This is a genomic window from Rhizobium sp. AP16 (genome assembly GCF_000281735.1).
In the GTDB taxonomy this organism is placed as follows: domain Bacteria; phylum Pseudomonadota; class Alphaproteobacteria; order Rhizobiales; family Rhizobiaceae; genus Rhizobium; species Rhizobium rhizogenes.
Window position 1 is genome coordinate 62,198 of sequence record NZ_AJVM01000005.1, and the last position, 20,790, is coordinate 82,987.

Here is a 20,790-nt window from a genome sequence, read left to right on the forward strand (position 1 = left end):
TCCAAAATGCATAATAAGGACACGCCAGGAGATTTTATGTCTGTAGCTACCCCCTCTCGCGAAGATTTCGCAGCTCTTCTCGAAGAGTCCTTTGCCAAGAACGACCTGGCCGAAGGCTATGTCACCAAGGGCATCGTCACCGGCATCGAGAAGGACGTCGCAGTTGTCGACGTCGGCCTCAAGGTCGAAGGCCGCATCGCACTGAAGGAATTCGGTGCACGCGCCAAGGACGGCACGCTCAAGGTTGGCGATGAAGTCGAAGTTTACGTCGAGCGTATCGAAAACGCGCTGGGCGAAGCCGTTCTGTCGCGCGAAAAGGCTCGCCGCGAAGAAAGCTGGATCAAGCTCGAAGCCAAGTTCGAAGCTGGCGAACGCGTTGAAGGCGTCATCTTCAACCAGGTCAAGGGCGGCTTCACCGTCGATCTCGACGGCGCTATCGCCTTCCTGCCGCGCTCGCAGGTCGATATTCGTCCGATCCGCGACGTGACCCCACTGATGCACAACCCGCAGCCCTTCGAAATCCTCAAGATGGACAAGCGCCGCGGCAACATCGTAGTTTCCCGCCGTACGGTTCTGGAAGAATCCCGTGCCGAGCAGCGTTCTGAAATCGTTCAGAACCTCGAAGAAGGCCAGGTTGTTGACGGCGTCGTCAAGAACATCACCGATTACGGTGCGTTCGTTGACCTCGGCGGCATCGACGGCCTGCTGCACGTCACCGACATGGCATGGCGCCGTGTGAACCATCCGTCGGAAATCCTGTCCATCGGCCAGCAGGTCAAGGTACAGATCATCCGCATCAACCAGGAAACCCACCGTATCTCGCTCGGCATGAAGCAGCTCGAGAGCGATCCGTGGGATGGCATCCAGGCCAAGTATCCGGAAGGCAAGAAGATTTCCGGTACCGTTACGAACATCACCGACTACGGTGCGTTCGTCGAGCTGGAGCCGGGCATCGAAGGCCTGATCCACATCTCAGAAATGTCCTGGACCAAGAAGAACGTACACCCCGGCAAGATCCTGTCCACGAGCCAGGAAGTCGAAGTGGTCGTTCTCGAAGTCGATCCGACCAAGCGCCGTATCTCGCTTGGCCTGAAGCAGACGCTCGAAAATCCGTGGGCTGCATTCGCCCGCAACCATCCGGCCGGCACCGAAGTCGAAGGCGAAGTCAAGAACAAGACCGAATTCGGCCTGTTCATCGGCCTCGACGGCGATGTGGACGGCATGGTGCACCTCTCCGACCTCGACTGGAACCGTCCGGGCGAACAGGTCATCGAGGAGTTCAACAAGGGTGATGTCGTCAAGGCCGTCGTTCTCGACGTCGATGTCGACAAGGAACGCATCTCGCTCGGCATCAAGCAGCTCGGCAAGGATGCAGTCGGCGAAGCCGCTGCTTCTGGCGACCTGCGCAAGAATGCAGTCGTTTCCTGCGAAGTTATCGCAGTCAACGACGGCGGCATCGAAGTGAAGCTCGTCAGCCACGACGACATCACCTCGTTCATCCGCCGCGCCGATCTGTCGCGTGACCGTGACGAACAGCGTCCGGAGCGTTTCTCGGTCGGTCAGGTTGTCGACGCTCGCGTCACCAACTTCTCCAAGAAGGACCGCAAGATCATGCTGTCCATCAAGGCTCTGGAAATCGCAGAAGAGAAGGAAGCAGTTGCTCAGTTCGGTTCGTCCGACTCGGGCGCTTCGCTCGGCGACATCCTGGGTGCGGCTCTGAAGAACCGCGGCGCCGAATAATCCTCGGCAAGCCTGATAGAAATAGAAAACCCGCCGGAGCGATCCGGCGGGTTTTTGTTTGAGCTTCTTGTGGCCCGGCTATTTCATTCCCAACCGACCATGCGCCGATAGAAATCGAAGGCGTGATCGGACAGAGGATCGACCGGCGCGGGAGCCGGCAGCGCTGCTATTTTCGGCGCAACAGGTATGGCCGAAGCGGAAATCACGTCAACATTGGCGTCCTCGGCGGCTGGATCGGCGGCAGCAGCAGCCGGTTGATCCGCCTCCTCGGGCGGGGATTCGTCCTCGCTGTCGTCGCGCGCCGTCTCTCCGCCCTGCCCCTGTTCGCGCTCCTCATCGACCAGGTCGACGCGATCGACCCGTTTCGGATCGTCCTCGGTGGGGGTATCAGCCGGAAGGTAATGTGCGATCGCGAAGGGAATGCCGAGCAGCGGAGCGATCGTCGTTCCCGTCTGCGCCACGGCCTCCGACATATCCATGATCGTCATCGCCGGCACATTACCCTGCGATTTTACGGGAAGTGCGGCGGCCGATGCAGTCTGCGCCTCCTCGGAGGAAGCCGCGGTCTGGCCCGCCAAGGCGGCGGCGAGGTTCCTGAGGCTCTCGTCACGGACCGTCTGCGGTAATGGTTGCAGATCCTGCTGACCGGCGGCAAGCGCCTGCGCAATGACCCGTTCGGCAAGCGGCATATCGCTCCGGGTGACCTGCGGAAGATCGGGGCCGGTCACATCAATCGCGGGGCTGATGACGACCTGCAGCCCTTGCTTGATATCGGCCTGTAGTTGCTGGATGTCACGCGGCACCGGCGGTGGCGTGAGGGGAGATCTGATCAAGGCGATTTCGGTCGGAAGCTTTGCTTCGCCCACCGCCGCCAGAGGCAGCGATGCGGTGGGGAGTGCCTTGTCTTCGACGATGACGGCAATCTGCGGAAGGACACCCCTTTCAGCAGCGGGCATGCTTGCGGCCTGCGGCGTCGCGCTGACCTGCGGATTTGGAGCGGTTTGCGGCATCACGGCGGCCTCCAGCTCATGCATGGCCTCCGGAACCGGGATCATTACGGGACCGGCAATTGTCTGGAGGATAGTCGTCGCTGCCTGCTGCGGAGCCTGAGCGGAAGGCGTCGAAGGAGAGGCGGTAACAGGCGTGGGAGATGGCGCTGCCATCTTCTCGGGCAAGGCCGACGGGGCTGTCGTTGCCGTATTGGTGGCAGCCGCCTCCGAGGTCTTCGGCATCGCCTGCGCCGGGATCGGGGTCTGCTGCCCGACCGCATCTGGTTCTCCGGCATTCTGGCCATAGGAATTGACGACTGCCCTGATGACCGCATCGGGCTCCTGCGTCAGGGATGCATCCAGACTGACGGCGATCTGCACCGCTTTCGGGCTATCCGGATTGTCGAGGGCTTCAGCAAGCAGCGGCAGAGGAACCGGCGTTTTCATCTGCGCATTCAACTGTTGCTGGGCGGCGGCAAGTTGCTGGGGTGGCAGGCTTCGGATTGCATCGACCAGCCGCTGCGCCAGGGCAGCATTGCTCTCGCCGGGCTCGCGCGGAACGTTCAGCGCCACGCTGGCGGCGTCGATGGCCGACAGCAGGCTTTCGAACATCCGCTCGCGTGCCGCAGCCAGCAGCATGTTCAGCTTGCCTCCGGCGCTGGCGTTCACCGCACTCGACAGAACCGCAACCGGCGTCGCGGCAGCCTGGACGCTGGATGTTTCGGCGGTGGCAACCACCGGCTTCTCAATGGACGCACCCACAACGGAAACTGCGGCAACGGGAGACAACATGACATGCTCCTCTGTCTGGCAAGACGGTGTTGGAAGCGGGAGGCAGGTTCAGTCAAGGTCCGCTCATGCGGCCGGTCGCTATTCGAACGCCGGAAGTCGGCAAGGCAACGCAAGAAGGCGCCGATCGAATGCATGCAATCAGAGGCAGAATAGCAGCGCGTTTCTTAACAGATTGCTAAAGAAAAGCCGGTGCAGCGGAAGCGGCACCGGCTTTTTCAGTCGTTTTGTCTTTTGGCGCGGCTGATCAGCTATGCGCGAAAATATCGGCCTCTTCCCAGCCGAGGAGATCGAGCTTGGCGCGGGTCGGGAGAAAGGCGAAGCAGGCTTCCGCATGTTCCATGCGGCCATCGCGCACGAGGCGTGCCGTCAGCTTGTCGCGCAGCGCATGCAGATAGAGGACGTCTGAGGCGGCATATTCGAGCTGCGCCGGCGACAGCTTCTCCGCCGCCCAGTCGGAGGACTGCTGTGCCTTGGAAATATCGACCTCAAGCAGTTCCTTGAGATTGTCCTTCAGGCCGTGACGGTCGGTATAGGTGCGGCAGAGGCGCGAGGCGATCTTTGTGCAGAAGACCGGCGTGGTGGTGACGCCGAAGGTATGGAACAGTACGGCGATATCGAAGCGGCCGTAGTGGAAGATTTTCTGGCGGGTCGTATCGGCGAGCATGGCGACGAGATTGGGCGCTTGGCTCTGGCCCGAGGCGATGCGGATGATATCAGCGGTGCCGTCGCCCGGCGAAAGCTGCACAACACAGAGCCGGTCGCGGCGGGGGATGAGGCCAAGGGTTTCGGTGTCGATGGCTATGGCGCCGGTATAGCGGGCGGCATCGGCGGCGGAAATATCGCCTTCGTGATAGCGGATGGTGGCGGCCATGAAACTCTCCGGGCTTACTATCGGCTGAAACTTGTTATCGTCCTGTTTTATAGAACAGGCAGGGATATAGCGATACCGCGCGAGGCCTAGAATGTCGGCGGCGTATTGATCCAGAGCAATATGGTCTCGCCGTCGTGACGGTTGCGCCAGGAATGGTCGCGGCGGCTTTCGAAGTAGAGCGAATCGCCCGGCATCAGATCGAAGAACTGGTCGTTGTCGAGCACCAGCTCCAGCCGGCCGGCGAGAATATGGATGAACTCCTCACCGTCATGTCGATAGGCGCCTTCGCTGGTGGCGCCAGGCGCCAGGACGAAGCGATGGCAATCCATCATCGTCCGCCCTTCGGCGAGAAGCTGGACGGTCACGCCCGGCGTCGTCTCCGGCCAGGCACGCCATTCGCCCGACCGGATCAGCACTGGCACGTCCTCGCGCTCCTCGCCCGACAGCCGCGAGACCGTCGTGCCATAATAATCGGCGAGATCGTGCAGGGTCTTGAAGCTCACGCCCTGCGAAGTCCGCTCCAGCGTCGATAGTGTCGAGGATGTAACGCCCATGTCGGCGGCGACCTGATCCAGCGTCTTGCCGGCCGCATGACGGAGCGCCCGCAGCTTGCGGCCAATGCCGGAGGACGCCGCCTGCTCGCCATTCTCCGTACCCGGCAGGGTCGCGTCTTCCGTCTCCAGGGCTTCGCGGATCGCGGCGGGATTGAGCCCGCGCTCGGCGCGAAACCAGGAAATCCGCTTCAGCCGCGCGACGTCCTCGGCGCTATACTGGCGGTGTCCGGTGTCGGAGCGGCTGGGAACGACCAGACCCTGGCTCTCCCATAGCCTGAGCGTTGAAGCCGACACCCCCGCCAGACGCGCCGCCTCCGCCACCTTGTAGCGCACGGGCTCGATGCTGTTCATTTGCCAATGATTCCTGATCTTAGTCTTTTGATTTGCTTAGCATGGATGGCCGGCTTGCGTGAGCCTCGACCGCTTTCTTGTCACCCCTACAAAATGCCGCTTGATATCTTGCAGGAAAAATGTAGGAATTTTCTAAAGAACTTGCAGAAGTTCTGCAAGATAATTCGAACTTTCTTATCCCTGGAGAACAGCGCGATGACCCTGACAGACCGGAAGAACGCCGCCATTTCCCGCGGCGTTGGCATGACCACGCAGATCTATGCCGACCGGGCTGAAAATTCGGAGATCTGGGACAAGGAAGGGCGCCGCTACATCGACTTTGCCTCCGGCATCGCCGTCGTCAACACCGGCCATCGCCATCCCCGCGTCATCGCCGCCGTCAAGGAGCAGCTCGACCGCTTCACCCACACCTGCCATCAGGTCGTGCCCTATGAAAACTATGTGCATCTTGCCGAGCGCCTCAACGCCCTGACGCCGGGCGATTTCGCCAAGAAGACCATCTTCGTCACCACCGGCGCCGAAGCGGTCGAGAATGCCATCAAGATCGCCCGCGCCGCCACCGGCCGTTCGGCCGTCATCGCCTTTGGCGGCGGCTTCCATGGCCGCACCTTCATGGGCATGGCGCTGACCGGCAAGGTCGTGCCCTACAAGGTCGGTTTCGGCTCGATGCCGGGCGACGTCTTCCATGCGCCCTTCCCGGTGCCGCTGCACGGCGTTACCGTCGAGCAGTCACTCGCCGCACTGAAAAAGCTGTTTGCCGCCGATGTCGACCCGCAGCGTGTTGCCGCCATCATCATCGAGCCGGTGCAGGGCGAAGGCGGTTTTTACTCGGCGCCCGCCTCCTTCATGAAGGCACTTCGGGAACTTTGCGACCAGCACGGCATTCTGCTCATTGCCGATGAAGTACAGACCGGCTTTGCCCGTACCGGCAAGATGTTCGCCATGGACCATCACGAGGTCGCACCTGATCTCATGACGATGGCAAAGAGCCTTGCCGGCGGCTTCCCGCTGGCCGCCGTCACCGGCCGGGCCGAAATCATGGATGCGCCGGGACCGGGTGGCCTCGGCGGCACCTATGGCGGCAATCCGATCGGCATCGCCGCCGCTCATGCCGTGCTCGATGTCATCGTCGAAGAGGACCTCTGCAACCGCGCCAACCAGCTCGGTTCGCGACTGAAACAACGGCTGGAATCGCTGCGCGACAAGGTGCCGGAGATCGTCGACATTCGCGGACCAGGCTTCATGAACGCCATTGAGTTCAACGATGCGACGACGAAACTGCCGAGCGCCGACTTCGCCAATAAGGTACGGCTGATCGCCCTCGACAAGGGCCTGATCCTGCTCACCTGCGGCGTCCACGGCAATGTCATCCGCTTCCTCTCGCCGATCACCATTCAGGACGGCGTATTCAGCGAGGCGCTCGACATTCTGGAAGCCTCGATGCTGGAAGCAAGCGCCGGCAAATAACGGCGCTTGCGCCAATCCTATTCCCAGAACGCCCGGCGAGATAGCCGGGCAATATCCTCTCCGGAGTGCATATCATGACCTTCACGACCGCAATGACCAAGCATGTTCCCTTCTCCTCGCCCTTCCTGCGCGATGCCGGCTACATCAACGGCGTCTGGACCGCCGGCGGTGCGACGAAGACCTTCGATGTCATCAACCCGGCAACCGGCGAAGTGCTGGCGAGCCTGCCCGATATGGGCGCTGCCGAGACCACCGCAGCGATCGACGCGGCCTATGCCGCGCAAGCCGCCTGGGCTGCCCGCCCGGCCAAGGAACGCAGCGCCATCCTGCGCAAATGGTTCGACCTGATGGTCGCCAATGCCGACGAGCTTGGCGCCATCCTGACGGCGGAAATGGGCAAGCCCTTGCCCGAGGCCAAGGGCGAGATCCTTTATGCCGCTTCCTATGTTGAATGGTACGCGGAAGAGGCCAAGCGCATCTATGGCGAGACCATTCCGGCTCCCTCCAACGACAAGCGCATGCTCGTTATCCGGCAGCCGGTCGGCGTCGTCGGCACGATCACCCCCTGGAACTTCCCGGCGGCGATGATCGCCCGCAAGGTTGCACCGGCGCTTGCCGTCGGCTGCACAGTGGTCTCCAAGCCCGCCGAGCAGACGCCGCTGTCGGCAATCGCGCTCGCGGTGCTGGCTGAGCAGGCCGGCATTCCCGCCGGCGTGTTCAACGTCATCGTCGGCGTCGACGGCCCGGCGATCGGCCGCGAGCTCTGCGGCAATGCCAAGGTACGCAAGATCAGCTTCACCGGCTCGACCGAAGTCGGCCGTATCCTGATGCGCCAGTGCTCCGACCAGATCAAGAAAGTCAGCCTCGAGCTCGGCGGCAATGCCCCGTTCATCGTCTTCGACGACGCCGATCTCGACGCCGCCGTTGAAGGGGCGATCGCCTCGAAATACCGCAATGCCGGCCAGACCTGTGTCTGCGCCAACCGCATCTATGTCCAGTCGAACGTCTATGACGCCTTCGCGGCCAAGCTCGCCGCCAAGGTGGCCGAGCTTGCGGTCGGCGATGGCTTTACGCCCGGCGTTGCCATCGGCCCGCTGATCGACGAGCAGGGCATCGCCAAGGTCGAGGATCATGTCCGCGATGCCGTATCGAAGGGTGCAAAGGTGCTGACCGGCGGCAAGCGCATCGAGGGCGCCGGCACCTTCTTCACGCCGACCATTCTGACCGGTATCGACCGTACCATGAAGGTCGCCCGGGAAGAGACCTTCGGCCCTGTCGCGCCGCTCTTCCGCTTTGAGACAGTGGACGATGTGATCGCGCAGGCGAACGACACCGAATTCGGCCTCGCCGCCTATTTCTTCGCCGGTGATCTGAAGAAGGTCTGGCGGGTTGCCGAGGCGCTGGAATACGGCATGGTCGGCATCAACACCGGCCTGATGTCGGCGGAAACCGCGCCCTTCGGCGGCATCAAGCAATCCGGCCTTGGCCGCGAAGGCTCGCGTCACGGCGCCGACGACTATCTCGAGATGAAGTATCTCTGCATCGGAAACCTCTAGGGCGCCGTGCAGACAAGATGATGCATCGTAGCCGACTAACTATGTTGTCGTGATAAGGACGCGGCCCTGCCACAGCCGGGCCGCCGTCAGCTTTCCGGAATAGAAGGCGCCGGTGTCGATGTTGAGCCGCAGCCCATCCGCGTCGGCTTCCTTTACCGGCGTGTGACCGTGAATGATCAGTTTCGGCAGCGGCTGTGCGCTGTCGTGAAAGCGTGAGCGGATGTAGACAAGATCGTCATCCGCCTGCTCCGCGATCGGCCGGTCCGGATCGATCCCGGCGTGAACGAACAGCGCCTCCGGCGTGTCGAGCAGGATCGGCAGGCTGCGGAGGAAATTGATATGGTCGTCGGGCAGCCAGGTCCGGATGAAGGTATCAAGCTTTTTCTGCTGGGGATATTGCTGGCGCAAATTCTGGATATCCGCACCGTAGGATTTCAGCGTCGCGTCGCCGCCGAGCGCCACCCAGTCGTCCAGGGATATGTCTCCGTCGATATAGTCGAGCATCGCCATTTCGTGATTGCCGGTGAGGCAGATCCGGTCGAAGCCGTTCGGCGGCGGCACCATCAGCCGACTGATGACCTGGGCCGAGGCCGGGCCGCGATCGATGTAGTCGCCGAGCATGACGATCAGCTTGCGGCCGGGCAGCGTGGCGGCATCGGTGAAAATCTTGCGCTCCAGCGCGCTCAGGAGATCGTAGCGCCCATGCACGTCGCCGATCACATAGATGGGCATATTCAGGAGATCGAGCCGCTCACGCCGCCGCTGCTGGCCGAAGCCACGCGTCACTTTTTCGCGTATCGTATTTGCCACCATGAAACTCTCTCATCGAAGTGTCAGCATCCCCAGCGCTCCAGCCCACATGAGCAAGAATGATCGAAAAACGACGATTCTTTGCCTAGTCATGGACATAAACGCTTCTGTCAGCCCTCTACCTCGCCTCAAGCCGTCAAGAAAACGTTACCTTGCGGCAAAGCGTCCTGAATGTGCTCATTTCGCATGGCAAAAGTTGACATGATGTACCCACAATCCTATCGCGCTCGATAAGCCAAGAGGAGGACTTTTCATCGCTACGACCATTACCAGGCTCGGCCTTGCCGCCGTTCTCGCCCTCGGACTTACCGGACAGGCCTTTGCGCATGCGCATCTGAAATCGGCAGCACCCGCCGACAAAAGCACGGTCACAGGCTCGCCCAGCGAGTTGGACCTGACCTTCACCGAGAGCCTGAACCTCAAATTCTCCGGCGTCAAACTGACGGGTCCGGACAAAACAGCCGTCAAGCTTGGTGATCCCGGGCTCACACGGAATGACAAAGTTCTGATAGTTCCCGTTTCTAGCCCCCTTGGCTCCGGCACCTACACGGTCGAATGGCATGTCCTTTCCACCGATGGCCATAAGACCAATGGCAGCTACACCTTCACCGTAAAACCTTGATCGACCCGGATACAGCGCTGGCGGCATGCCGGTTCCTTCACGATGCATCACTGATGCTTCTGTGGGGCACCTCGGCCTATCTTTGCCTCATGGTGCCGAAAGTCCTGGCTGACAGGGTCTGGCAGATGTTCGCTGGCACATCGGTCGTCACGGCTTTGCTTGCCGGCGCGACAGCCTTCGTGTCGCTGCCGCTTGCAGCCGCCAGCATCGGCAACGGCTGGAACGACGCCATCAATGCCGGCACGCTCCACGCGGTCTTGTTCGAGACGACGGTGGGGCAAGCCTGGCTCGCACAGGCTGTGGCCGCCCTTATCGTTCTTCTCGCCCTGCCGCTGCCGGGGCGTAGGCGTCATCGAGGTATTGCACTGGGCTCCGGTCTCGGCCTTGCAGCCCTCGTCCTGACCGGGCATGCCTCGATGCATGAGGGATGGCTGAGGATGGCGCATCGCGCCAACGATATGCTGCACGTTCTGGCCGGTGGCGGCTGGTTGGGCGCGCTGGTACCGCTGATCCCCATTCTCCGGCTTCTGAGCCAGCCTGAATATCGGGTTGAGGCGCTGCTCGCACTGCGACGTTTCTCCACGGCCGGGCATGTTGCGGTGGCAATGGTCATTATCTCCGGCATCGTCAATACGACGCTGATCCTCAAACATCTGCCAACGGACTGGTCGTCGCCCTATCAAGCGCTGCTTGGCCTCAAGATCGCGCTTGTCGCCGGCATGAGCCTGCTGGCGATCGTCAATCGCTATGTTCTCGTGCCGCGCATCGGGCATGATCAGGCGCGGGCGCTGAATGCCATCCGCCTCGGCAGCATCGCCGAGATCGTCCTCGGTATCGCCGTTATCGCATTGGTCGCCGTCTTCGGCATGCTCGAACCGGTCTGACCGTCAGGCCGACAGTAGCTTCACCACCGCCTGAATAGCTTCGGCATCCCTCGTCTTCGGCCTGTATTCAAGGCCCACCCTGCCCTCGTAACCATGGGCGAACAGCCAGTTCAGCCTATCGGCCAAATCGATCTCGCCCGTACCCGGATTGTTGCGGCCGGGGTGATCGGCGACATGGACATGGACGATGCGATCGACGCGTCTGCCGATGGCATCCTCCGTTCGCTCTCCCATCACGGCCGAATGGTAGATGTCGTAAACGATGCCCACTTCCGGCCGGCCGACCTCGTCGACGATATCGAGACCTTCCACCGTCGAGGACAGATAGTAGCCGGCATGATCGACCAGCGTGTTCAGCGGTTCGAGGCCGAGGCGCACGCCCGAACCTTTGAGAATATCGGCACCGGCACGCAGGGCGGAGACCAAGGCGGCGCGCTGCTCGACGCGCGAAAATTCCGGCAGATCGTCTCCCGCCTGCGCGATCAGAACCGGAGCGCCGAGGCGCTGGGCCACGCCGACGGATGCCCGCAAGCCCTCCAGCCAAGCCTCCTTGTTAGCCGGATTCGTCAGCGCAATCATCGGCTCGGCGACAATGCCGGCAACCGCGATGCCTGTTTCAGAGATCGCCGATGCGATAGCATCCAGATCCTTGTTCGCCCAGCGCCAGAACTCGACCGCGTTGAGACCGGCCGCGTGCGCCAGCCGGATACGATCAGCGAAATCATCGCCCTCGCGGGCAAACAGCCACTCGATACACGCCGAAAATTGCCTCATGAAATTCTCCTCTCCAAACAAGCCTTGAGGAGTGCGACAGATCGACGGCGGCGGCAAGGGGCTCCGTAGCTAGAATTGCGGGGCCGGTCGTCGCATCGGGGGCCGGACGGCCTCGACGTTCATCGCGGTCAGGACCCGCATGTCGCGGCGGAAGTCCGAGGGCGTCATGCCGGCAATATGGCGGAAGGACTTGTTGAAGGCGCTGATCGAGCCGAAGCCGCTGTCCATCGCCACCTGCAGCACATTGGCACCATCGCGCATCAGCATCGCCTGGGCGCGCGACAGGCGCAGCAGGTTCACATATTTACTGAGCGTCATGCCAGTGCATTTCTTGAAGAGGTTCATCGCATATTTCGGATGCAGGTCCGCCGCCTTGGCGATATCAACCGTATCGATGTCGTGCAGGAAATTGCCGGCGATGAAATCGCACATCCGCGCCAGGCTGCGGGACGATTGCGGATGCACCTGCCCACCCATTTCGGGCTCCCGTTTTTCCGGCAGCATGAGATAGGGCTCGAAGGCGATGCGCTCCAGGCGCAGCAGAAGTTCGGCGACCGCATGGCCGGCCTTGGCCGGATCGCCGGAGACGGCATAGCGATGCCAGCGCGCGAAATTCTCGTTGTCGGCAGCATCCGTCGCAGACGTCACCAGGATCTGGCCTCGCATCAGTCGGCCGGAAATATCAAGGGGCAGGCGCATACGGAAAAAATGCACCAGCGGCAGATGCGCGCCGGCATAGATCGAATCCTCCGACGAATCATCCATCTGATGCGGCTGGCCGCCCCAGAACAGACAGATATCGCCAGCCTGGAGCTGAACTTCATGATCGTTCATGCGGTAATGCACGGTGCCACGCATGATATAGTTGATCTCGACCTGCGCATGCCAATGCGGCTTCGCCATCAAGGGAGGATGGGTGTGAAACATCTGCAGGGTGGTCGGCAGCCCTTCGATGCTGCTCGCACCCGGCTGATAGACCGCTCGATCACCCACCTTACTTTTCGCCAAGTCAATGTTCCCTTTTTAGGAGACAGAAGCGTACCGACAGATAGTTTAAGCGTGTTCGTTAGAGGACGGCAATTGAAAAGGGAGGATTTTCAATGCGTTTAAAACTTCTTGGCGCGACTACGCTCGCCGCCATGCTTGCTTCCGGCTCCGCATTCGCCGAGCAAACCACCATTACCGTCTGGAGCTGGAACGTCGCCGCATCGGCGCTGAAATCCACGCTTGAGGGCTTCAACAAAAAATATCCGGATATCAAGGTCGATGTGCAGGACATCGGCAACCCGCAGGTCTTCGACAAGATGCTGCCCGCTTGCGCCGCCGGTGGCGACGGTCTGCCGGACATCATGTCGATCGAGAACCACAAGGCCTCGATCTTCTGGAACCGTTTCCCGGACTGCCTGACCGATCTGACGAAGCTCGGTTATACGGACGAACTCAAGAAGCAGTTCCCGGATTTCAAGCGCGCCGAGCTCGAAGTCGGCGATGCCGCCTATGCCATGCCCTGGGATTCTGGTCCGGTCGCGGTGTTCTACCGTCGTGATCTCTACGAGAAGGCCGGCGTCGATCCGGCAACGATCAAGACCTGGGACGATTTCATTGCCGCGGGCAAGAAGATCTCCGCCGCCAATCCGGGTGTGATCATGGCGCAGGCCGATCTCAACGGCGACAGCGAATGGTTCCGCATGCTCGCCAACGAGCAGGGCTGCGGCTATTTCTCGGATGACAGCCAGAGCATCGCCGTCAGTCAGCCAGGCTGCATCAAGGCCCTGGACAAGGTGAAGGAGATTAAGGATGCAGGCCTGCTGAGTGCAGCGAACTGGGACGAGAAAATCCAGTCGAACAATGCCGGCAAGGTCGCGTCGCAGCTGTATGGCGGCTGGTATGAAGGCACTATCCGTTCGACGTCGCCGGATCTCGCCGGCAAATGGGGCGTCTACCCGATGCCAAGCATGACGGCCGACGGCCAGCATGCGGCCAATCTCGGCGGTTCGTCGCTGGCCATCGCCAGCAGCTCGAAGAACAAGGAAGCCGCCTGGAAGTTCCTGGAATATACGCTTGGCACCAATGAAGGCCAGGTCACAATGCTGAAATCCTTCGGTCTCGTGCCGTCGCTGCTGACGGCGGTCAAGGACCCCTTCGTCAACGAACCACTGCCGTACTGGGGTGGCCAGAAGGTCTGGGCCGATATTCTCTCGACCCTGCCGAAAATCCGTCCGAGCCCCGGCACCCAGTATTTCAGCGACGCCGATGCAATCATCAAGGCGGTGCAGACGAAATACCTTGCGGGCGGCTATCCGGACGGCAAGGCTGCGCTCGACGATGCAGCCCAGCAGATCGCCTCGGCGACCGGACTGCCGATCGCAAAGTGAGTGACACAGCCGGGCGCGCCTCCCAAGCCGCGCCCGGCATCCCCGCCGCCCTTGAGGCGGCGGGGATGTGCCTTGCACGTCACCTCATTGAGAAAAAAAGGAGAAGGCTTTCATGCGGTTGCGAAACCGGAGCGCTTACGCGTTCCTTGCGCCCTATCTTCTGGTGTTCGCCACCTTCTGGATCTGGCCTATCATCAATTCGTTCCTGATTTCGTTCCAGAATACGCGCGTCAATCCCTGGATATTCAGCGCGACGGTCAATTGGGGGCGCCTATTCGGCGACCCAGCCTTCTACAACGCGCTTACCAATACGCTGATCATCCTGGTGATCCAGGTGCCGGTGATGATCTCGCTCGCCACCGTCATGGCGGTGCTGTTGAACTCGCCGCTTCTGAAGGCAAGGGGCCTATTTCGCTTTGCCTTCTTCGCCCCGGTCGTGGTCGGCGAAGTCGCCTATGCCGCCGTCTTCCGGCTGATGTTCAATCTCGATTTCGGCATTATCAATAAGCTTCTCAGCGGTGTCGGCATCGCTCCGGTTTCGTGGTTCGCCAATTCGCATGCTGCCATGTTGCTGATCATCATCGCCGTGACCTGGCGCTGGGCCGGCTACAATGCCATCATCATCCTCTCCGGGCTGCAATCGATCCCCGAGGATGTCTATGAGGCTGCCACGCTCGACCGCGTCGGCCCCATCCAGCAATTCATCCACATCACCCTGCCGCTCCTGAAGCCGATCATCCTTTTCTGCGTGGTGCTGTCGGTCATCGGAACGATGCAGCTCTTCACCGAACCGTATCTGATCACCAACCGCGGCGGCCCCGGCGGTGCGACCGAAACCCTAGGCCTGCTGCTCTATCGCCAAGGCTTCCAGTCGACCAACTTCGGCTATGCCTCCGCAATCGCTTACACCATGGCGGCATTGGCGGTGGCGATCTCTCTCCTCAATCTCTGGGTGGGGCGCGAACAAAAATGAAATCGAAGTCCAAATCCACTCTGATGCGTTCGATCGCGCTGCATGCGCTGTTGGTGCCGCTCGCGCTTATCTGGCTGTTTCCGCTCTGGATGATGTTCATCTTCTCGACCATGCCGGACGAGGGCATCTTCAGCCCATCCATCGTCCTGACACCGTCGACGAGCTTCTTAGACAATGTCCACAATCTGCAGGCCGACACCAACTTCTTCGGCGCGTTGACGATCTCCATCGTCGTCGCGATCGTCTATACCATCCTGTCGGTTTTCCTGACATCGATGGCCGGATGGGCGCTGGCCCGCTACCGCTTCCTCGGCCAGTCCGTCGTCATCGGCATCATCCTCGGAACGATCACGCTGCCTTATTCGGTGGTCATCATTCCGCAGTTCATCATGGTGGCACGCAATTTCGGGCTGGCGAACACCTGGGTCGCGCTCATCGTGCCGCCGCTGTTCAACTCGCTCGGCGTGCTGTTCATGCGCCAGGCCTTCTCGATGATGCCGGCCGAGCTTTTCGACGCGGCCCGCGTCGAGGGTGTCAAGGAGTGGCAGATCTTCCTGCGTATCGCCCTGCCGCTCGCAAGGCCGACCATGGCGGCGCTCGCCATCATCCTGTTCCTCGCTTCCTGGAACAACTATCTCTGGCCGCTGCTGATCAACTCCCGGCCGGGCATGATGACGGCGCCGGTGGCATTAGGAACGCTGATCGGCCTCACCAAGGTCTCTTGGGGCGGCATCATGGCCGGGGCGGTCATGCTGACAGCACCGATCCTCATCATCTTCGTTCTCCTGCAACGTCATTTCATCGCCGGCATCGCCGCTGGCGCAATCAAGTAATTCCGGGAGATCCCGTATGGCAGAACTGTCTCTTACCAATATCGTCAAACGCTACGGTTCGCTGGAAATCATCCACGGCGCCAACTTGGAAGTGAAAGACGGCGAGTTCGTCGTCTTCGTCGGCCCGTCCGGATGCGGCAAGTCCACGCTGCTGCGCATGATCGCCGGGCTGGAGGATATTACCAGCGGCGAGCTCAGCATCGGCGGCCGCGTCGTCAACGATGTCGAACCGGCCGATCGCGGCATCGCCATGGTCTTCCAGTCCTATGCGCTCTATCCGCACCTGACCGTCGAGCAGAACCTCAATTTCGGCCTGCGCATGAACGGCAATCCGAAAGCCGACACTGACCGCCGCGTCAAGCAGGCTTCCGAGATCCTGCAGATCACCGAGCTGATGCAGCGTCGGCCGAAGCAGCTTTCCGGCGGCCAGCGTCAGCGCGTCGCCATCGGCCGCGCCATCGTGCGTGAGCCGCAGATCTTCCTGTTCGACGAACCGCTCTCCAACCTCGACGCCGAACTGCGCGTGCAGATGCGCGTCGAAATCTCGCGTCTCCACAAGAAGCTCGGCACCACGATGATCTACGTGACGCACGACCAGACGGAGGCGATGACGCTCGCCGACAAGATCGTCGTGCTTCGCGGCGGCAATATCGAACAGATCGGCGCGCCGCTCGATCTTTACGACGATCCCGTCAACCAGTTCGTCGCCGGCTTCGTCGGCTCACCGAAGATGAACTTTCTGCTGGCCGAGGTCGTCGACAATCAACCAGGCCGCATCGCGGTGGTCCTGCGCAATCAGCGCAACGTCCGCTTGTCGCTGCCGACCACGACCGCTCGGGTCGAAATCGGCGAGCAGGTGACGCTTGGCGTTCGCCCCGAACATTTCCTCGAGGCCGGACGCGGCGATGTCGACATGACCGTCGACATCGATGTTGCCGAGCATCTCGGCAATACCAGCTACATCTACGCCAATGTCGCGGACGGCGAGCAGATCGTGATCGAGCGTGAAGAATCCCGCAATGCCAGCAATCGGGACACGCTGACCGTCGCCCTCTCCGCAGCCAAGACATTCCTGTTCGACAGCGCCGGCAACCGATTGCGATAGGCGCCCATTCCAACCGCTCCCAAGACAGCATGAAGATTGAGGAAAGGATAGTTTCATGAGTACAGACGCACCCATCCGCTGGGGCATCATCGGCCCCGGCACGATTGCCAAGACATTTGCCGACGGTGTTGCCCATTCGCGCGGCGGCAAGCTCGTAGCCATCGCCAGCCGCAACCCCGACAAGCCCGGCCTTGGCGACAACTTCCCCGGCGCACGCATCGTCAATGGTTACGAAGCACTACTCGCCGACAAAGACGTCGACGCCATCTATATCGCCACGCCGCATACCGGCCATGCCGAATGGGCGATCAAGGCAATCCGCGCCGGCAAGCATGTCCTCGTCGAAAAGCCGATTGCACTCTCCGCCTATGATGCCGAGGCGATCTATTACGAAGCCACGAAGGCCGGCGTTTTCGCCGGTGAAGCCTTCATGTACCGTGTGCATCCGCAGACGGCGAAGCTGATCGAACTGGTGAAAAGCGGCGTGATCGGCGATATCCGCATCATCCGCTCGTCCTTCGGCTTCAACATGGGCAGCGTCAGGCCGGAACACCGGCTGTTTGCCAATGAAACCGCCGGCGGCGGCATTCTCGATGTCGGCGGCTATCCTGTGTCGATGGCACGGCTGATCGCCGGTGCAGCCGACGGCAAGCCGTTCCTCGATCCTGACAAGGTCTCGGGCGTTGCCCATCTCGGCCAGACGGGCGTCGACGAATGGGCGTCAGCCGTGCTGAAATTCCCGAACAACATCATCGCCGAAGTTTCCTGCTCGATCATGGCGAACCAGGACAATACGCTGCGCATCATCGGCTCCGAAGGACGTATCGAAGTCAAGGATTTCTGGTTCGCTTCCGGCCATAAGGGCGGCGTCGGCAAGATCGAACTCATCAAGGGCGGCGAGACGCAAGTCATCGAAGTCAAAGAAGACCGTTGGCTTTATTCCTTCGAAGTCGACGCCGCCGGCGACGCCATCCGCGCCGGAGCCAAGGAATTCGCCTATCCGGGTATCGGCTGGGCCGATTCGATCGGCAACCTGCGCGTTCTCGACCAATGGCGCGCCACCATCGGCCTCGAATATGAGGTTGAAAAGGCGACACGGCGGACGACGAACATCGTCGGGGCACCCGTCACCAAGGGCAACAGCGTTCCAAAGCGCAGCATTCCCGGCATCGCCAAGCCGGCCTCGATCGTCACGCTCGGCTTCGAATTCTTCCCGAATTTCGCCGCGGCATCGCTGACGCTCGACGCCTTCTACGAGGCCGGCGGCAATGCCTTCGACACCGCCTATGTCTATGGCGGCGGCAAGACCGAAAGCATTTTCGGCGATTGGCACACCAGCCGGAAGGTGCCGCGCGAGGAGATCGTGCTGATTGGCAAGGGCGCGCATTCGCCGCTCTGCTACCCTGATATGATCGGCAAGCAGCTCGATCTGTCGCTCAACCGTCTGAAGACCGACTATGTCGATATCTACTTCATGCATCGCGACAACACCGCCGTTCCGGTCGGCGAATTCGTCGATGCCATGGACGCAGAGGTCAGGGCCGGCCGCATTCGCGGTATCTTCGGCGGCTCCAACTGGACCCGCGCCCGCTTCGACGAGGCGATCGCCTATGCCGAGAAGAACGGCAAGACGGCTCCGGCAGCGCTTTCCAACAACTTCTCGCTGGCGGAAATGCTCGATCCGATCTGGGCCGGTTGCGTCGCTGCCTCCGACGACGACTGGAAGAGCTGGCTGAACGCCAAGCAGATCCCGAACTTTGCCTGGTCGAGCCAGGGCCGTGGCTTCTTCACCGACCGTGCGGGCCGCGACAAGCAAAGCGACGAGGAGCTGGTGCGCGTCTGGTATTCCGACCGCAATTTCGGTCGTCGCGACCGCGCGATCGAACTGGCGCAGAAGCTCGGCCGCAACCCGATCCATATCGCGCTCGCCTATGTCGTCGCCCAACCCTTCCCGGTCATCCCGCTGATCGGCCCGCGCACGATCGCTGAACTGGAAGACAGCCTCTCGGCGCTCGACATCAAGCTGACGCCGGAACAGGTGAAGTGGCTTGAAGGCTGATACCAGCCTATAGTCGGCCCGGTTGCCGCGCATAGGGTGAAACGCAAACGGCCCGCTCCTCCAAGGAGCGGGCCGTTTTGTTATTGTCGCCTCGTTGGATCAAGCCGCGAAATCGAATGCCTTGGTTTCGGAGCCTTCGAAGCCGAGAAGATAAGTTTTCCGCTCGAGACCGCCGGCAAACCCACGCAAATCCCCGGCGGCACCAATGACACGATGGCATGGCGCGATGATAGAGATCGGGTTTCGGCCATTGGCGGCGCCGACCGCCCGGATTGCCTTGGGAGCGCCGATCTGCCCGGCAATCTGCGTGTAGGAGCGCGTCTCGCCGAAGGGGATGGTGAGCAGCGCCTGCCAGACTTTCTTTTGAAACGCCGTGCCCGAAAAATCGAGCAGAAGATCGAAGACCCGCCGCTCGCCGCCGAAATATTGCCGCAACTGCCGCTCCGTTTCCACCAGAACCGGATGGTCTTCATCCTCCGCGACGATAGTCAGGGGTACGCGGCCCGGCCGGTCATTGTCCCAGAGGATCGCCGCCAGGCCCTTGTGGCTGGCGACAAGCTTCAGCTCGCCAACCGGCGACGTCATCAGCTTGAAAACATGCTCTTGTCGCGCATCATGCACTGTCTTGGCCATATCGATTTCCTCCTGCCGGGGCCGGAACGAATGAGCCTGACGGCACTCCCCGCGTCTTCGGCCCGATCGCGGTGATTCGACTACATCACCAACACTACCAATATGGCCATGGCGACCTGCAATCGCCCACCCGAAAAGCGTTCCCGTCGAACGAAAGCGCACTATTGTGAGGCTGCATTTTTGCTGATGCGTTCAAACGAGCGTCTTCGCAATGGCCTCCGCGGCGGCGAAGCCGGTTTCGTAGGCGCCATGGGCCGTGGAATAGCGCGTCACTGAGCAGGCTTCACCGGCAAAGAACAGGCGCTGATCATGAGGCGCGGCAAGGACCTGCCGCTGATCGGAAGCGCCGGGCACCGCATAGGAGTAGGATCCGCCGACAAAAGGCTCGCTTGCCCAGGCGGACATGACCGCCGGCGACAGCATGTCCTCAACACTCGAACCGAAGAAACGCTTCAGCTGTTCCACCGAGAAATCGAATGCCGCGCCGATCCCCTCCCGCTCCAGATCATGGGCAAGATCGCCGGCAAAATAGGTCTCGATGACGGGGGCGCCAAAAGGCTTCAACTGATAGGATCCGGTTCGTCCGCTATGATAGGAGCCGAGAATATGGGCATCGGCCGGAAAGGCCTCCGGCGTCCGCACCTGCAGGAAAAGCTTGTTCGCCAGCCCCAGCGGCAGCTGTGATGCCGCCTCGATCTTGCCCGGAAGCGGTGGCCAGAACGCAATTTTTTCGGCCGCGAGAATATTCGTGGAGACGGCGATGACGACGGCCTTCGCCCTTAGATCGCCCCTCGCGGTCGATAGAACAACATAATCGGCGGCACTGTGGTCGATACGGCGGACTTCCGCTTCGGTATGAACCGGGAGTGGAGCTGCGTAGGTCGCAACCAGCGTTCCGTAACCCTGCTGCACCCGCCAATCCGGACCCGGGCCGGGATCGTAGCGGCTCTGATCGATAGCAGAGGATCGGTCTAACTCCGCGCCGGTAAGGAACGTGCCTAGCGCGTGGATATAGCCATTCCAGGGATTGCCCGCCGCAAGCAACGCCGAAAGCGGAGCGTCCTCTTCACCCTCATAGGTATAGATCCGTTCGAGGAACGTGTTGGCCGCAATACGCGCCGCCTTGGCATCGCTGTCGTCCCTCTGCAATTGCAGCCCGCCGTCGCTCCAGGGCGCCGGCGTGCGATCGACCGTCAGGCCGATCTCTTCGGCGATCCCCGTCCAGGCATTTGTCCTGGCGCCATGCAGCCAGCCACAACCAAGATCGAGCGCAAGACCGCCGAGGTCGGCCGGATGCACCGTCCGCGCCCGGCCGCCGATGCGATCGGAAGCTTCGAGCAGCACAAGCGACAAATCGGGTCGTAGCGCTTGCAGCCGCCGCGCCGCGCCAACGCCGGCAGCT

Annotated in this window: 18 protein-coding genes; 10 read left to right on the top strand and 8 right to left on the bottom strand. The window is 61.4% G+C overall.

Translation table 11 applies throughout. The annotated features are described in order from the left end of the window. Nucleotides 1-36 precede the first annotated feature (36 nt). The gene (rpsA, locus tag PMI03_RS04540; RefSeq protein ID WP_007690343.1) at nt 37-1,740 is read left to right on the top strand and encodes a 30S ribosomal protein S1; all 1,704 of its coding nucleotides are present in this window, start codon (nt 37-39) and stop codon (nt 1,738-1,740) included. 83 nt (nt 1,741-1,823) lie between these two features. Here rpsA and PMI03_RS04545 read toward each other — a convergent pair whose 3' ends face one another. The 3 genes from PMI03_RS04545 to PMI03_RS04555 form a co-directional block, all read right to left on the bottom strand. Next, the gene (locus PMI03_RS04545; protein ID WP_007690345.1) at nt 1,824-3,521 is read right to left on the bottom strand and encodes a hypothetical protein; all 1,698 of its coding nucleotides are present in this window, start codon (nt 3,519-3,521) and stop codon (nt 1,824-1,826) included. Between the two features lie 244 nt (nt 3,522-3,765). Next, on the bottom strand, nt 3,766-4,392 hold the full coding sequence (locus tag PMI03_RS04550; RefSeq protein ID WP_007690347.1) for a ribonuclease D: 627 nt from the start codon (nt 4,390-4,392) through the stop codon (nt 3,766-3,768). A gap of 86 nt (nt 4,393-4,478) precedes the next feature. Continuing rightward, entirely contained in the window at nt 4,479-5,297 is an 819-nt protein-coding gene (locus PMI03_RS04555; protein ID WP_007690348.1) for a MerR family transcriptional regulator, read from the bottom strand. A gap of 195 nt (nt 5,298-5,492) precedes the next feature. Between PMI03_RS04555 and PMI03_RS04560 the strand changes: the two genes are divergently transcribed. After that, complete coding sequence (locus tag PMI03_RS04560; RefSeq protein WP_007690350.1) at nt 5,493-6,764, top strand: 4-aminobutyrate--2-oxoglutarate transaminase; 1,272 nt, start codon at nt 5,493-5,495, stop codon at nt 6,762-6,764. Between the two features lie 74 nt (nt 6,765-6,838). Further along, on the top strand, nt 6,839-8,320 hold the full coding sequence (locus PMI03_RS04565) for an NAD-dependent succinate-semialdehyde dehydrogenase (protein ID WP_007690352.1): 1,482 nt from the start codon (nt 6,839-6,841) through the stop codon (nt 8,318-8,320). A 39-nt stretch (nt 8,321-8,359) separates the two neighbouring features. On the opposite strand, the gene PMI03_RS04570 is transcribed toward PMI03_RS04565, so the two are convergent. Next, nucleotides 8,360-9,133, bottom strand: a complete 774-nt coding sequence (locus PMI03_RS04570) for a metallophosphoesterase family protein (RefSeq protein ID WP_007690354.1) — start codon at nt 9,131-9,133, stop codon at nt 8,360-8,362. Nucleotides 9,134-9,383: 250 nt separating this feature from the next. Between PMI03_RS04570 and copC the strand changes: the two genes are divergently transcribed. Continuing rightward, nucleotides 9,384-9,752 (top strand): copper homeostasis periplasmic binding protein CopC, encoded by a 369-nt coding sequence (copC, locus tag PMI03_RS04575; protein WP_131596177.1) that lies wholly within the window; start codon nt 9,384-9,386, stop codon nt 9,750-9,752. Further along, complete coding sequence (copD, locus tag PMI03_RS04580; protein ID WP_007690358.1) at nt 9,749-10,636, top strand: copper homeostasis membrane protein CopD; 888 nt, start codon at nt 9,749-9,751, stop codon at nt 10,634-10,636. The genes copC and copD overlap by 4 nt, the downstream gene beginning before the upstream one ends. Nucleotides 10,637-10,639: 3 nt before the next feature. Here copD and PMI03_RS04585 read toward each other — a convergent pair whose 3' ends face one another. Both PMI03_RS04585 and PMI03_RS04590 read right to left on the bottom strand, forming a co-directional pair. Then, nucleotides 10,640-11,410 (bottom strand): TIM barrel protein, encoded by a 771-nt coding sequence (locus PMI03_RS04585; RefSeq protein ID WP_007690360.1) that lies wholly within the window; start codon nt 11,408-11,410, stop codon nt 10,640-10,642. Nucleotides 11,411-11,479: 69 nt separating this feature from the next. Continuing rightward, nucleotides 11,480-12,424, bottom strand: a complete 945-nt coding sequence (locus PMI03_RS04590) for a helix-turn-helix domain-containing protein (RefSeq protein ID WP_042476507.1) — start codon at nt 12,422-12,424, stop codon at nt 11,480-11,482. A gap of 86 nt (nt 12,425-12,510) precedes the next feature. Here PMI03_RS04590 and PMI03_RS04595 point away from each other — a divergent pair, with 86 nt between their 5' ends. From PMI03_RS04595 to PMI03_RS04615, 5 genes are all read left to right on the top strand, one after another. Then, complete coding sequence (locus PMI03_RS04595) at nt 12,511-13,785, top strand: sugar ABC transporter substrate-binding protein (protein WP_007690364.1); 1,275 nt, start codon at nt 12,511-12,513, stop codon at nt 13,783-13,785. 112 nt (nt 13,786-13,897) lie between these two features. Continuing rightward, entirely contained in the window at nt 13,898-14,758 is an 861-nt protein-coding gene (locus tag PMI03_RS04600) for a carbohydrate ABC transporter permease (protein WP_007690365.1), read from the top strand. Continuing rightward, nucleotides 14,755-15,591 (top strand): carbohydrate ABC transporter permease, encoded by an 837-nt coding sequence (locus tag PMI03_RS04605; RefSeq protein WP_007690368.1) that lies wholly within the window; start codon nt 14,755-14,757, stop codon nt 15,589-15,591. The genes PMI03_RS04600 and PMI03_RS04605 overlap by 4 nt, the downstream gene beginning before the upstream one ends. Nucleotides 15,592-15,607: 16 nt before the next feature. Next, complete coding sequence (locus PMI03_RS04610; RefSeq protein ID WP_007690370.1) at nt 15,608-16,696, top strand: ABC transporter ATP-binding protein; 1,089 nt, start codon at nt 15,608-15,610, stop codon at nt 16,694-16,696. 55 nt (nt 16,697-16,751) lie between these two features. Further along, the gene (locus PMI03_RS04615) at nt 16,752-18,755 is read left to right on the top strand and encodes an aldo/keto reductase (RefSeq protein WP_007690372.1); all 2,004 of its coding nucleotides are present in this window, start codon (nt 16,752-16,754) and stop codon (nt 18,753-18,755) included. Between the two features lie 99 nt (nt 18,756-18,854). On the opposite strand, the gene PMI03_RS04620 is transcribed toward PMI03_RS04615, so the two are convergent. Beyond that, nucleotides 18,855-19,388, bottom strand: coding sequence for a methylated-DNA--[protein]-cysteine S-methyltransferase (locus PMI03_RS04620; protein ID WP_007690374.1), 534 nt, complete (start codon nt 19,386-19,388; stop codon nt 18,855-18,857). A gap of 192 nt (nt 19,389-19,580) precedes the next feature. Then, a partial coding sequence (locus PMI03_RS04625) for an NAD(P)/FAD-dependent oxidoreductase (protein WP_007690376.1) occupies nt 19,581-20,790 on the bottom strand: 1,210 nt, incomplete at its 5' end.

Coding starts and splice junctions, on each gene's coding strand:
- PMI03_RS04605 (WP_007690368.1), top strand. CDS start 14,755: ATGAAATCGAAGTCCAAATCCACTCTGATGCGTTCGATCGCGCTGCAT.
- PMI03_RS04585 (WP_007690360.1), bottom strand. CDS start 11,410: ATGAGGCAATTTTCGGCGTGTATCGAGTGGCTGTTTGCCCGCGAGGGC.
- PMI03_RS04610 (WP_007690370.1), top strand. CDS start 15,608: ATGGCAGAACTGTCTCTTACCAATATCGTCAAACGCTACGGTTCGCTG.
- PMI03_RS04545 (WP_007690345.1), bottom strand. CDS start 3,521: ATGTTGTCTCCCGTTGCCGCAGTTTCCGTTGTGGGTGCGTCCATTGAG.
- PMI03_RS04615 (WP_007690372.1), top strand. CDS start 16,752: ATGAGTACAGACGCACCCATCCGCTGGGGCATCATCGGCCCCGGCACG.
- PMI03_RS04620 (WP_007690374.1), bottom strand. CDS start 19,388: ATGGCCAAGACAGTGCATGATGCGCGACAAGAGCATGTTTTCAAGCTG.
- PMI03_RS04570 (WP_007690354.1), bottom strand. CDS start 9,133: ATGGTGGCAAATACGATACGCGAAAAAGTGACGCGTGGCTTCGGCCAG.
- PMI03_RS04565 (WP_007690352.1), top strand. CDS start 6,839: ATGACCTTCACGACCGCAATGACCAAGCATGTTCCCTTCTCCTCGCCC.
- PMI03_RS04600 (WP_007690365.1), top strand. CDS start 13,898: ATGCGGTTGCGAAACCGGAGCGCTTACGCGTTCCTTGCGCCCTATCTT.
- PMI03_RS04595 (WP_007690364.1), top strand. CDS start 12,511: ATGCGTTTAAAACTTCTTGGCGCGACTACGCTCGCCGCCATGCTTGCT.
- PMI03_RS04550 (WP_007690347.1), bottom strand. CDS start 4,392: ATGGCCGCCACCATCCGCTATCACGAAGGCGATATTTCCGCCGCCGAT.
- PMI03_RS04555 (WP_007690348.1), bottom strand. CDS start 5,297: ATGAACAGCATCGAGCCCGTGCGCTACAAGGTGGCGGAGGCGGCGCGT.
- rpsA (WP_007690343.1), top strand. CDS start 37: ATGTCTGTAGCTACCCCCTCTCGCGAAGATTTCGCAGCTCTTCTCGAA.
- PMI03_RS04560 (WP_007690350.1), top strand. CDS start 5,493: ATGACCCTGACAGACCGGAAGAACGCCGCCATTTCCCGCGGCGTTGGC.